Raw genomic sequence first — 12,637 nt, forward strand, 5'->3', positions numbered from 1 at the left:
GTTACCGCCAGGGGAGAGACCTGACATCGGCTTCTCCATAGCAAGCGCCGTACCAGACTGCGCGCTGAGTCGTTTCAGCCCACGGTCAATAGAAAAAGATTCAACCTTGCGACATTCTCTTAACAGATCAACCTGTCGCGCACCGTTCCGTCGCACCCAATCGGAGCGCGCGCACATATATGGAGCAGACATGACCGACCCCTTGATTCTTCAGCCCGCCAAGCCCGCAGACGCCTGCGTAATCTGGTTGCATGGCCTGGGTGCCGATCGCTACGACTTCCTGCCGGTGGCCGAAGCACTGCAAGAAAACCTGCCGACCACCCGTTTCGTTTTGCCCCAGGCGCCGACCCGCCCTGTCACTATCAACGGTGGCTACGAGATGCCCAGTTGGTACGACATCAAGGCCATGAGCCCGGCCCGTTCGATCAGCCTGGAAGAACTGGAAGAGTCGGCCCGGATGGTCACGGATTTGATCAAGGAGCAAAAAAGCAGCGGAATAGACGCCTCGCGGATTTTCCTCGCCGGTTTTTCCCAGGGCGGCGCAGTGGTTTTCCACACCGCGTTTACCAAATGGCAGGGAGCCTTGGGTGGTGTGATCGCCCTCTCCACGTATGCGCCGACCTTCAGCGACGAGCTGGAATTGTCCGCCAGCCAGCAACGTATTCCAGCCCTGTGCCTGCACGGCCAGTACGACGACGTGGTACAGAACGCCATGGGCCGTAGCGCTTACGAGCATTTGAAGACCCGTGGTGTCACCGTGACATGGCAGGAATACCCAATGGGCCACGAAGTGTTACCCGAAGAGATCCGTGACATCGGCACCTGGCTGACCGCCCGCCTGGGTTGAAACCCGGCGTTTATGTAGCCGTATGACAGACGCACTACGCCGCGCCCGTTTCTTGCATTACACTGGCCGGCGTACATTCCTTAACCAATTAATGAGATCACCGTGCTCGAAGCACTCAAGAAGATGTTCGGCAAAAGCGAGGCCGAGCCGCTCGCGCCTGTTCCCAGTGCTCCTGTCCCGACTGCCGGCAGCCGCAATGACGGTAAACAGCCAGAGCGGCCTGCGCCTGTCGCCCAGCCGACGACGCCTACGGTGACCACGCCTGAACCGGCTAAAGAAGCGGCACCGGCCCCCAAGCCTCGCCGCGAACGCGCGCCCAAGCCGCCGGTCATTCCCTGGAAACTCGAAGACTTCGTCGTAGAACCCCAGGAAGGCAAGACCCGCTTCCACGACTTCAAACTCGCCCCGGAACTGATGCACGCCATCCAGGACCTGGGTTTCCCGTACTGCACGCCGATCCAGGCACAGGTGCTGGGCTTCACCCTGGCGGGCAAAGACGCCATCGGCCGCGCCCAGACCGGCACCGGCAAGACCGCCGCGTTCCTGATCTCGATCATCACCCAGCTGCTGCAGACGCCGCCGCCGAAAGAGCGCTACATGGGTGAACCGCGCGCGCTGATCATCGCCCCGACCCGCGAGCTGGTGGTGCAGATCGCCAAGGACGCCGCCGACCTGACCAAGTACACCGGTCTCAACGTCATGACGTTCGTCGGTGGCATGGACTTCGACAAGCAGCTCAAGCACCTCGAAGCCCGTCACTGCGACATCCTGGTTGCCACCCCCGGCCGCCTGCTGGACTTCAACCAGCGCGGCGACGTGCACCTGGACATGGTCGAAGTGATGGTGCTGGACGAAGCCGACCGCATGCTCGACATGGGCTTTATCCCGCAAGTACGCCAGATCATTCGCCAGACCCCGCCGAAATCCGAGCGCCAGACCCTGCTGTTCTCCGCGACCTTCACCGAAGACGTGATGAACCTCGCCAAGCAGTGGACCACCGAGCCGTCCATCGTCGAGATCGAAGCGGAAAACGTCGCCAGCGAAAACGTCGAGCAACACATCTACGCCGTGGCCGGTGCCGACAAGTACAAGCTGCTCTACAACCTGGTCAACGACAACGGTTGGGAGCGTGTGATGGTGTTTGCCAACCGCAAGGATGAAGTGCGCCGCATCGAAGAGCGCCTGGTGCGTGATGGCGTCAACGCCGCGCAACTGTCCGGTGACGTGCCACAGCACAAGCGCATCAAGACCCTGGAAGGTTTCCGCGAAGGCAAGATCCGCGTGCTGGTGGCCACCGACGTGGCAGGCCGCGGGATTCACATCGATGGCATCAGCCACGTGATCAACTTCACCCTGCCGGAAGTGCCGGATGACTATGTGCACCGTATTGGTCGTACTGGCCGTGCCGGGGCTGCGGGTGTGTCGATCAGCTTTGCCGGGGAAGATGATTCGTACCAGTTGCCGTCGATCGAGACGTTGCTGGGGCGCAAGATCAGTTGTGAGACGCCGCCGACGCATTTGCTGCGCCCGGTAGAACGCAAACGCCCTGCTTAAGCTGAAATGCAGTAAAAAAATGTGGGAGCGGGCTTGCTCGCGAATGCGGTGTATCAGTCATGCATGTATCGACTGACACTCCGCATTCGCGAGCAAGCCCGCTCCCACATTGGGTTTTGTGTTTGGCTTAAGATTTCCAGCGGTCTGCGGCGGCGTAGTCGCTACTGCGCCCTTCCACCCAGCGCGGCCCCTCACTGGTATTTTCCTTCTTCCAGAACGGCGCCCGCGTCTTCAAGTAATCCATCACGAACGCACAGGCATCAAACGCCGCCTGGCGATGAGCGCTCGCGGCTGCCACGAACACAATCGGCTCTCCCGGCTCCAACGCGCCGACGCGGTGCAGCACTTCCAGCTTGAGCAACGGCCAGCGCTGCTCGGCCTCCACGGCAATCTTGGCCAGGGCTTTCTCGGTCATGCCGGGGTAGTGCTCCAGGAACATCCCCGCCACCTCCAGGCCGTCGTTGAAGTCGCGCACGTAGCCGACAAAACTCACCACCGCACCTACGCCCACGTTGGCCGCATGCATGGCGTTGACCTCGGCGCCCGGATCGAACGCCTGGACCTGCACTCGAATGGCCATGGTCAGCCTCCGGTCACCGGCGGAAAGAACGCAACCTCATCGCCAGCCTTCAACGGCTCGTCGAGGCCACACAGCTCCTCGTTGCGCGCACACATCAGGCTGGTTTCGTTGAGCACGTCAAAACCTGGATCGGCGGCCAACGCCAAACGCACCGCGTCGACAGTGGCGAACTCGCCTTCCATTTCCAGCGAGTCCAAGCCAATCACTTCGCTGTAACGCGCAAAAAACAATACGTTGATGCTCATGCCTGGTCCGCCTTGAAATGCCCGCTCTTGCCGCCCAGCTTTTCCAGCAGGCGAATGCTTTCGATGGTCATGCCCCGGTCCACGGCCTTGCACATGTCGTAGATGGTCAGGGCCGCGACGCTGGCGGCGGTGAGGGCTTCCATCTCCACGCCGGTCTGGCCGGAGAGTTTGCAGCGCGCCAGGATGTGCACCGAGTCTGCGCCGTCGGCGCTCAGTTCGACCTTGACGCCCGTCAACATCAGCGGGTGGCACAACGGGATCAGATCACTGGTTTTTTTCGCCGCCTGGATCCCGGCGATGCGGGCCACGGCAAACACGTCGCCCTTGGGATGGGCGCCGTCGACAATCATTTGCAGGGTCTCGGGCAGCATGCGCACCCGGGCTTCGGCCACCGCTTCACGGAAAGTCACGGACTTGTCGGTAACGTCGACCATGTGGGCGCGACCTTGGGAATCGAGATGAGTCAGCACAGGGATACTCCTGATCAGGAGCAGCGATTGTAAACCCAACACTGATCAATATGTGGAGAGCGCTTGTGTGGGAGCGGACTTGCTCGCGAATACGGTGTGTCAGTCAATATATTCGGCGACTGACACTCCGTATTCGCGAGCAAGCCCGCTCCCACATTTTGACCGCGTTTAGAGGTGCGACTCGGCGTATTCAGCCAAGATCGAGCGTGGAACACCCTGCAGCGCAATATGCACGCCGTTCGGGAAGTCCTTGAAGCGTTCCGTCAGATACGTCAGCCCGGAGCTGGTCGCGGACAGGTAAGGAGTGTCGATCTGTGCCAGGTTGCCCAGGCACACCACTTTGGAACCGGCGCCGGCACGGGTGATGATGGTTTTCATCTGGTGCGGCGTGAGGTTCTGGCATTCATCGATCAAGATCAGGCTTTGCTGGAAGCTGCGACCCCGGATGTAGTTGAGGGATTTGAACTGCAACGGCACTTTGCTGAGGATGTAGTCGACGCTGCCATGGGTGTTTTCGTCATCCATGTGCAAGGCTTCGAGGTTGTCGGTGATCGCCCCCAGCCACGGCTCCATTTTTTCCGCTTCGGTGCCGGGCAGGAAACCGATTTCCTGATCCAGGCCCTGCACGCTGCGGGTGGCGATGATGCGGCGATAGCGCTTGGTCACCATGGTCTGCTCGATGGCGGCGGCCAGGGCGAGAATGGTTTTGCCGGAACCGGCGGCGCCCGTCAGGTTGACCAGGTGGATGTCCGGGTCGAGCAGCGCGTACAGCGCCAGGCTCTGGTAGATGTCACGCGGTTTCAGGCCCCAGGCTTCCTGGTGCAACAGGGGTTCCTGATGCAGGTCGAGAATCAGCAGCTTGTCGACCTGGATCTCTTTGATCCAGCCCACAAAGCCCTGTTCGTCGACGATGAATTCATTGATATGCACGGCCGGCAGGTTGTCGATCAGTTGCACCTGGTGCCAGGTGCGGCCATGGTCCTGGCGGGTTTCAACCTTGCTGACGCGGTCCCAGAACGAGCCGGTCATCATGTGATAACCACGGGACAGCATCGATACGTCATCGACCAGTTGGTCGGTGCTGTAGTCCTCGGCCGCGATCCCACACGCACGGGCCTTGAGGCGCATGTTGATGTCTTTGGTCACCAGCACCACGCGCAGGTCCTTGTCACGCGCGTGCAGGTCGATCAATTGGTTGATGATCTTGTTGTCGTTGAGGTTTTCCGGCAGCAGGCTGTTGGGTTCGCGGCCCTTGCTCATCAGGATCGACAGCAAGCCCTTGGGCCCGCTCTTGCCGCGCTGGATCGGCACGCCGACTTCAACGTCCTCAGGAGAGGCCTCGCCCAAGGTCTTGTCGATCAGGCGAATGGCCTGGCGGCATTCGGCCGCAACGCTGTGGTGCCCGCTTTTGAGTTTGTCGAGTTCCTCAAGCACGATCATCGGGATGGCGACGTGGTGTTCTTCAAAGTTGAGCAGTGCGTTTGGATCGTGGATCAATACGTTGGTATCAAGCACATAAAGGATTGGCTGGTCGGAAGAAGGGGTGCGTCCGTGATCATCCATACTCGGTCACCTTTTGTGGGAGCCAGTCGACGCAATACCTAAGCGGTGCTGCGCCTCGATTCGACCACCGAATGCACCTGAGGGACGTCAAGTGCATGCCCACATGAGGAGTCTTGAAAGACGCCACCTGTGCTGCAGGTTTCGGCGATCTGACTTCGTAATACCGCAAAACCTATGACAGGAAAAAGCACTTTGACGTTTTTTTGAAGTTTATTTTTCAGGATGACGAATAGCACTAGCCGAGTGCCATGCACCCCGTTAAAGTCGGAAGTCCGCCTGCATCGATTTGTCGCACAAAATCACCCCGAAAATGCCCCGCACCCAACAGGGCCGGGCACTTCAGCGAAACGCCTCGCGGCAGTCCTGCCAACCCAAGCCACTCTGTGCCGTCGCCTGCATCAACTGCGGCAATGCGACCCGCGCCTTGTCCTGGGTGTCGTGAAACACAATCACCCCTTTGCGCCATAGCAACATCAACGTCAGCACACGCTGCGCCGACTCTTCGGCCTTGAGCTTGCCCGGTTCGTCCTGGGAATCGATGTCCCACAACGCCACCTGCAAGCCCTGGGACTGGAAGAAACCCTGGCTGTCGGCGCGGCGCTGGCCGTACGGCGGACGGAACAGCGGCACATAGTTTTCCGGCATCAGGTTCTGCGCCAGCGACGCGCTGCGGGTGATCGAGCTTTGCCAGTCGACCCAGTGGCTGTGGGAGCGGTACTGCCAGCCCTGGGTGCCCACGCACTGGCCCTGGTACAACGTCTGCACATCACTGGCAGAACTGCGCTCCACGCGGGTTTGCAGGCTGCTGCCAAGGACGAAGAAGGTGGCGTTCAGCTTCTGCTTGCGCAGGTAGTCGGTAAGCCAGTCGGTATTGCCGCTGACGGGCGCGGGGCCGCCGTCGAAGGTCAGCAGAAACAGGCGGTCGTTGAATTCATCGCCATTGCGCTCGTGATCGCCAAACCGCGCGACTTCACTGCTGATCTGCGGGAACAGCGCAGCCTTGCGCAGCAGCTCGTCCAAGTAGCGTTCGTGGAAAACGTGGCTGGGGTTCGCCCAGCCTATATAGAAGGAGTTTTCACTGACCTCAAGCTTGCCCGCCTGCTCGCGCAGATCGTCCATGTTCTCTACCAAGTAGCAAAACGAGGCGTCCTCTTCGCAGCTTTTCTGGGCGACCAGGTAGTTCTCCAACAGGCGCTGCCAGAGCTGGCGACGCAAGTCGTCGATGGCGGCCAGGTTGATGATCTTCAAGCCCAGGCGCTGTTTGAGCGCCGCCTCGTCCAGGACTTCGCTGGCCAACAGGCCATGGGCAAACATGAGGATTTCCGCACGCGAGGCCACATCGAACAGCGCCGGGCTGCTGAGCTTTTCGGGCCAGGTGCCACGGTCCAGGCTGGCCACATCCACCGGCGCGGCCTGGGCGTTCAGGCAGAGCAGGCAGGCCGACAATAAAAGCGCTATTCGCACGCAGGGTCTTCCTTTGCAGAGTTACCGCCCATCATAGCGGATCATGCCTATCGCCATCATAGGTGGAGTCAAAACGCCCCAGCCCCTAGAATCGCGGCACGATTTAAGGAGACGACTTCATGCTGACGGTGATTTCACCCGCCAAGACCCTCGATTTCGAGACCGCGCCCGCCACCCAGCGCTTTACCCAGCCGCAGTACCTGGATCACTCCCAGGAACTGATCGAGCAACTGCGCGAAATGAGCCCGGCACAGATCAGCGAACTGATGCACGTGTCCGACAAGATCGGCGGCCTCAACGCGGCGCGCTTCGGCAGCTGGAACCCCGCCTTCACCCCCGCCAACGCCAAGCAGGCGCTATTGGCCTTCAAGGGTGACGTGTACACCGGCCTCAACGCCGAGACCTTCAGCGATGCCGACTTCAGCTACGCCCAGGACCACTTGCGCATGCTCTCGGGCCTCTACGGCCTGCTGCGACCCCTGGACCTGATGATGCCGTACCGCCTGGAGATGGGCACCAAACTGGCCAACGCCCGTGGCAAGGATCTCTACGCCTTCTGGGGCACGCGCATCAGCGAATGGCTGAACGAAGCCCTGGCCGAGCAAGGTGACGACGTGCTGCTGAACCTCGCGTCCAACGAGTACTTCTCGGCGGTCAAGCGCACGGCCCTGAATGCGCGGATCATCAACACCGAGTTCAAGGACTTCAAGAACGGCCAGTACAAGATCATCAGCTTCTACGCCAAGAAGGCCCGGGGCATGATGAGCCGCTTTGTGATTGAAGAGCGCATCAACGACCCGGCCAGGCTCAAGGAGTTTGATGTGCAGGGTTATCGCTTCAATGCCGAGCAGTCCAAGCCGGACAAGCTGGTGTTCCTGCGCGATCACGCACCGGAATAAAGCCAAACCCGTGTGCTTCAGACAACGAGATCCAACTGTGGGAGCGGGCTTGCTCGCGAATGCGGCGTGTCAGTCGATAAATTCTTATCTGACCCACCGCATTCGCGAGCAAGCCCGCTCCCACAGTTTTGATCGCATTTCAAATCTAGAGTCGCCATTTTTTTGGCGTCAAAAAACATTTTGACGTACTCCTAACAATTCTTTCACTCGACATTCGTCATTTTTTTTCGTAGTGGCACCACTTTTTTCAAACACTAGTGGCACAAAACTATCCCCGCGTACCAACTCCCTATAACTATTGGCCCAAATAGCAAGTGCTATCAATATAGTACTAGTGCCATCTCTTCTCATATTTCAAGAAATTTCAGGAAACAGGATGAGCGGGCTGGAACTTCATCAAAACCCACGGCTCATACCACCGGTAACGAAATTCTCTGTTTCTGTAAGAGATGACTTACATGGCGATCCAAGGAAGTAGCGAAGTTGCCCCATCAACTTTGACTCACGGGTCACATCATCAACTGATATGAGTTGAGGGCAGCGATAAGGATTAATTGCTAACCCCTATAGGCCAAGGCAGCGCTTACCCAAATGTGTCAGTGATGACACCCAAGGCTTTGATAGTTAAAGGCTTATGGCCTGTATCAAGGTCCTGCGGCACTGGCGTCGGACCCTTCCCCCAAGGAAGGCCGGCTGCATTTGAGGGCAAGCCCCAATAACAAGGCCAAGTTGCGCACAACTTGAGTGCAATAGTTAGTCACTCACTAATTAACATGCCCGTACGCGGTAAGTCGGCGTCTATTCGCCCAACTTCCGTGGCATCAGTGACGCTTGCAAACATGAACTCCGGCCAATTATTGGCATGATTATTAAAGAGGTAAATGCGATGCGCATCAGCATATTTGGTCTCGGTTACGTCGGCGCAGTCTGTGCCGGTTGCCTGTCTGCCCGTGGCCACGAAGTGGTCGGCGTAGACATCTCCAAGGACAAGATTGACCTGATCAACGCTGGCAAATCGCCCATCGTTGAACCGGGCCTGGGCGAACTGTTGAGCCAGGGTATTCAAACCGGCCGACTGCGCGGCACCACCAACTTCGCCGACGCCATCCGCGATACCGACCTGTCGATGATCTGCGTCGGTACGCCAAGCAAGAAAAACGGCGACCTGGAACTGGACTACATCGAAGCCGTGTGCCGCGAAATCGGTTTTGTCCTGCGCGACAAGACCACCCGCCACACCGTCGTGGTGCGCAGCACCGTGTTGCCAGGCACCGTGGCGAACGTGGTGATCCCGATCCTCGAAGACTGCTCCGGCAAAAAAGCCGGCGTCGACTTCGGCGTCGCGGTCAACCCGGAGTTCCTGCGTGAATCCACCGCCATCGCCGACTACGACCTGCCACCGATGACTGTCATCGGCGAGTTCGACAAAGCCTCCGGCGATGTCCTGCAGTCGCTGTACGAAGAACTCGACGCGCCGATCATCCGCAAGGACATCGCCGTTGCCGAGATGATCAAGTACACCTGCAATGTGTGGCACGCCACCAAAGTCACCTTCGCCAACGAGATCGGCAACATCGCCAAGGCCGTCGGCGTCGATGGCCGCGAAGTGATGGAAGTGGTCTGCCAGGACAAGACTCTCAACCTGTCCCAGTACTACATGCGCCCAGGCTTCGCCTTCGGCGGTTCGTGCCTGCCAAAAGACGTACGTGCCCTCACCTACCGCGCCAGCTCCCTGGACGTGGAAGCGCCGCTGCTCAACTCGCTGATGCGCAGCAACGAATCCCAGGTACAGAACGCCTTCGACATCGTTGCCGGCCACGACAAGCGCAAAGTCGCGCTGCTGGGCCTGAGCTTCAAGGCCGGTACCGACGACCTGCGTGAAAGCCCACTGGTAGAACTGGCGGAAATGCTGATCGGCAAGGGTTACGACCTGAGCATCTACGACAGCAACGTCGAGTACGCCCGTGTGCACGGTGCGAACAAGGACTACATCGAAGGCAAGATCCCCCACGTGTCGTCCCTGCTCAACTCGGACTTCGATGACGTGATCAACAACTCCGACGTGATCATCCTCGGCAACCGTGACGAAAAATTCCGCGCCCTGGCGCAGAACGCACCGCACGGCAAGCAAGTGATTGACCTGGTGGGCTTCATGAAAAATGCGACCTGCACCACAGGCCGCACCGAAGGCATCTGCTGGTAACAGCAACGGCAAGTTTCAGGCGGCGCGCGTTTCCATCCCCAGCGCTCGCCGCCTGAAACCTCCTTCACCTTCGGAAGATGCTTATGTCCAAGTTAAAACACGTCCTACTGCAATCTGCCGGCTGGCTGTTCTTTCTCAGCCTGCTGATGGGACTCGCCCTGCTGTTGCCGGCGAGTACGTTCGACTCGGAGTCGAAGAATTTTATTTTCCTGATTGGCGCCGTCGGCATCTGGCGCTACTCGATGGGTGCTACGCATTTCTTTCGCGGCATGCTGTTTTTGTACGTGGTCTACCCGCACCTGCGCCGCAAAGTGCGCAAGCTGGGCAAGGCCGCCGACCCGTCCCACGTGTTCCTGATGGTCACCAGTTTCCGTATCGACGCGCTGACCACCGCGCAGGTCTACAGCTCGGTGATCCGCGAAGCCATCGAATGCGGCTTCCCCACCACCGTGGTCTGCTCGCTGGTGGAAATGTCCGATGAGCTGCTGGTGAAAAGCCTGTGGGAACGCATGAACCCGCCGGACCACGTGAAGCTCGACTTCGTGCGCATCGCCGGTACCGGCAAGCGCGACGGCCTGGCCTTCGGCTTCCGGGCGATCTCCCGCCACCTGCCGGATGACCGCGCCGTGGTCGCCGTGATCGATGGCGACACCGTGCTGGCCGAAGGTGTCGTGCGCAAGACCGTGCCGTGGTTCCAGTTGTTCGGCAACGTCGGCGGCCTGACCACCAACGAATTCTGCGAAGTGCGTGGCGGCTACATCATGAGCGAGTGGCACAAGCTGCGCTTCGCCCAGCGCCACATCAACATGTGCTCCATGGCCCTGTCCAAGCGCGTGCTGACCATGACCGGGCGCATGTCGGTGTTCCGCGCCAGTGTGGTGACCGACCCAGGCTTCATCGCCGACGTCGAAAGCGACTCGCTGCAGCACTGGCGCCTGGGCCGCTTCAAGTTCCTCACCGGCGACGACAAGTCCAGCTGGTTCAGCCTGATGCGCCTGGGCTACGACACCTTCTACGTGCCGGACGCCGCGATCAACACCGTGGAACACCCGCCGGAAAAGAGCTTTATCAAGGCCAGCCGCAAGCTGATGTTCCGCTGGTACGGCAACAACCTGCGCCAGAACTCCCGCGCCCTCGGCCTGGGTGTACGCCGCCTGGGCCTGTTCACCAGCGTGGTGCTGTTCGACCAGCGCGTGTCGATGTGGACCTCCCTGCTCGGCCTGACCGTGGCAATCATCGCCACCTTCAAATACGGCGGCGCCTTCATCCTTGCGTACCTGCTGTGGATCGGCATCACGCGCCTGATCCTGACCCTGTTGCTGTCGTGCTCCGGCCACACGATCGGCCCGGCGTACCCGGTGATTCTCTATTACAACCAGATCATGGGCGCGCTGGTGAAGATCTACGTGTTCTTCCGCCTTGATCAACAGTCCTGGACCCGCCAGGACACCAAACTGACCCGCGATTTGGCCAGCTTTCAACGTTGGTTCAACACCTGGTCGTCTCGGACCATGACCTTCTCCGCCGGCAGCATCTTCGTTGCCGTGTTGCTGATGATGGTCTGACCCTGCCAAGCCTGAATTAACTCTAGGAAATTGCCCTGATGAACAGCCAAGTAAATGCCAATGTTGTCCACGAATCCGAAGCCCAGCGCCAACATGCCCGCGTAAAAATCCCGGCCAAGCTGCGCTTCTTCAACACCGACCGCACCCAGACCGAAGCACGGGTGATCGACCTGTCCGCCGGCGGCCTGGCGTTCACCGCCACCCAGCCGTTGACCGTCGGCGAAGTGCACAAGGGCCGCCTGCAATTCGTCATCGATAACCTCGGCCTGGCCATGGACGTGGAACTGCAGATCCGCTCCTACGACCGCCAGACCGGCCGCACCGGTTGCCAGTTCCAGAACCTCGACGCCCAGGATATTTCCACCCTGCGCCATCTGATCACTTCGCACCTGTCCGGTGACATCGTGACCATGGGCGACGTGCTGGCAACCCTGCAACGCGATAACTTCACCAAGGCGCGCAAGGTCAAGGACAGCGGCAGCGGCATGACCGCGTTCGGTCGCCTGCGCGCCGTGGTATTCAGCGCGGGCATCTTCATCGTCGGCCTGGCGGCTTTCGGTTTCGTGTTCAAGTCGGTATACGGCATGTACTTCGTCAGCCACGCCCAGGCCGGCCTGGTCAGCGTGCCCGGCATGAACGTGACCATGCCCCGCGACGGCACCGTGCAAAGCCTGCTCAAAGGTGACGCGGTCGCCGCCAAGGGCGCGCCACTGGCGACGTTCAGCACCAGCATGCTGGATGTGCTCAAGGGCCACCTGGACGAAGACCAACTGCAACCGGCCAAGGTTGAAGAACTGTTCGGCAAGCAAATGACCGGCACCCTGACCTCGCCGTGCGACTGCGTGGTCGCCCAGCAAATGGTCGCTGACGGCCAGTACGCCAACAAAGGCGACGTGATCTTCCAACTGGTGCCTCGCGGCAGCCAGGCCAATGTGGAAGCACGCTTCACCTATCGCCAGTTCGCCGACGTGCGTCCAGGTACGCCGGTGAGCTTCCAGGTCGCCGACGAAGAACAGACCCGCACCGGCACCATCGTCAGCAGCACCAGCTTGAACAGCGCCGACCTGTCCTCCGACATCCGCGTGCAGATCAAGCCTGACGCTCCGCTGGACAGCACCTACGCCGGCCGCCCGGTGGAAGTGACCAGCGACCGCGGCCCTTCGCTGAACTGGCTGATCGACAAAGCCATGGCCAACGGTCTGTAAGCAGAGGACATGCCTGTGATGACTCCAATAAAAACACCGCGG

The 12,637-nt window shown here is 59.9% G+C and carries 11 protein-coding genes; 6 read left to right on the forward strand and 5 right to left on the reverse strand.

Annotated elements, in window-relative coordinates:
• Positions 1-190: 190 nt before the first annotated feature.
• Together LIY36_RS24245 and rhlB are read left to right on the forward strand one after the other, a co-directional pair.
• A complete protein-coding gene (locus tag LIY36_RS24245; protein WP_226457449.1) occupies positions 191-847 on the forward strand; it encodes an alpha/beta hydrolase in 657 nt (218 codons plus the stop codon).
• A gap of 102 nt (positions 848-949) precedes the next feature.
• A complete protein-coding gene (gene rhlB / locus LIY36_RS24250; RefSeq protein WP_192297538.1) occupies positions 950-2,401 on the forward strand; it encodes an ATP-dependent RNA helicase RhlB in 1,452 nt (483 codons plus the stop codon).
• Between the two features lie 127 nt (positions 2,402-2,528).
• On the opposite strand, the gene moaE is transcribed toward rhlB, so the two are convergent.
• The 5 genes from moaE to LIY36_RS24275 form a co-directional block, all read right to left on the reverse strand.
• On the reverse strand, positions 2,529-2,981 hold the full coding sequence (gene moaE / locus LIY36_RS24255; RefSeq protein WP_226457450.1) for a molybdopterin synthase catalytic subunit MoaE: 453 nt from the start codon (positions 2,979-2,981) through the stop codon (positions 2,529-2,531).
• A 2-nt stretch (positions 2,982-2,983) separates the two neighbouring features.
• Positions 2,984-3,226 (reverse strand): MoaD/ThiS family protein, encoded by a 243-nt coding sequence (locus LIY36_RS24260; RefSeq protein WP_192297542.1) that lies wholly within the window; start codon positions 3,224-3,226, stop codon positions 2,984-2,986.
• Positions 3,223-3,696: a cyclic pyranopterin monophosphate synthase MoaC gene (gene moaC / locus LIY36_RS24265; RefSeq protein WP_017736740.1), complete on the reverse strand. Its 474-nt coding sequence runs from the start codon at positions 3,694-3,696 to the stop codon at positions 3,223-3,225. Before moaC ends, LIY36_RS24260 begins: the two co-directional genes overlap by 4 nt.
• A gap of 168 nt (positions 3,697-3,864) precedes the next feature.
• Positions 3,865-5,259, reverse strand: a complete 1,395-nt coding sequence (locus tag LIY36_RS24270; protein ID WP_192297545.1) for a PhoH family protein — start codon at positions 5,257-5,259, stop codon at positions 3,865-3,867.
• 339 nt (positions 5,260-5,598) lie between these two features.
• Entirely contained in the window at positions 5,599-6,723 is a 1,125-nt protein-coding gene (locus tag LIY36_RS24275) for a polysaccharide deacetylase family protein (RefSeq protein WP_226457451.1), read from the reverse strand.
• Between the two features lie 119 nt (positions 6,724-6,842).
• Here LIY36_RS24275 and yaaA point away from each other — a divergent pair, with 119 nt between their 5' ends.
• The 4 genes from yaaA to LIY36_RS24295 all read left to right on the forward strand — a co-directional run bounded on the left by yaaA (position 6,843) and on the right by LIY36_RS24295 (position 12,595).
• Positions 6,843-7,622 (forward strand): peroxide stress protein YaaA, encoded by a 780-nt coding sequence (yaaA, locus tag LIY36_RS24280; RefSeq protein ID WP_226457452.1) that lies wholly within the window; start codon positions 6,843-6,845, stop codon positions 7,620-7,622.
• An 886-nt stretch (positions 7,623-8,508) separates the two neighbouring features.
• Positions 8,509-9,825 (forward strand): nucleotide sugar dehydrogenase, encoded by a 1,317-nt coding sequence (locus tag LIY36_RS24285; protein ID WP_192297551.1) that lies wholly within the window; start codon positions 8,509-8,511, stop codon positions 9,823-9,825.
• Positions 9,826-9,908: 83 nt separating this feature from the next.
• Entirely contained in the window at positions 9,909-11,390 is a 1,482-nt protein-coding gene (gene alg8, locus LIY36_RS24290) for a mannuronan synthase (RefSeq protein WP_162232016.1), read from the forward strand.
• Between the two features lie 38 nt (positions 11,391-11,428).
• A complete protein-coding gene (locus LIY36_RS24295) occupies positions 11,429-12,595 on the forward strand; it encodes an alginate biosynthesis protein Alg44 (protein ID WP_192297552.1) in 1,167 nt (388 codons plus the stop codon).
• Positions 12,596-12,637 lie beyond the last annotated feature (42 nt).

Origin of the sequence: Pseudomonas sp. AF03-9, assembly GCF_020515815.1 — a bacterium.
Classification (GTDB): domain Bacteria; phylum Pseudomonadota; class Gammaproteobacteria; order Pseudomonadales; family Pseudomonadaceae; genus Aquipseudomonas.

Bases quoted from the DNA above. Each gene is read 5' to 3' on its own strand.
- LIY36_RS24245 (WP_226457449.1), top strand. From the start codon at position 191: ATGACCGACCCCTTGATTCTTCAGCCCGCCAAGCCCGCAGACGCCTGC.
- moaE (WP_226457450.1), bottom strand. From the start codon at position 2,981: ATGGCCATTCGAGTGCAGGTCCAGGCGTTCGATCCGGGCGCCGAGGTC.
- LIY36_RS24260 (WP_192297542.1), bottom strand. From the start codon at position 3,226: ATGAGCATCAACGTATTGTTTTTTGCGCGTTACAGCGAAGTGATTGGC.
- LIY36_RS24270 (WP_192297545.1), bottom strand. From the start codon at position 5,259: ATGGATGATCACGGACGCACCCCTTCTTCCGACCAGCCAATCCTTTAT.
- yaaA (WP_226457452.1), top strand. From the start codon at position 6,843: ATGCTGACGGTGATTTCACCCGCCAAGACCCTCGATTTCGAGACCGCG.
- LIY36_RS24285 (WP_192297551.1), top strand. From the start codon at position 8,509: ATGCGCATCAGCATATTTGGTCTCGGTTACGTCGGCGCAGTCTGTGCC.
- alg8 (WP_162232016.1), top strand. From the start codon at position 9,909: ATGTCCAAGTTAAAACACGTCCTACTGCAATCTGCCGGCTGGCTGTTC.
- LIY36_RS24295 (WP_192297552.1), top strand. From the start codon at position 11,429: ATGAACAGCCAAGTAAATGCCAATGTTGTCCACGAATCCGAAGCCCAG.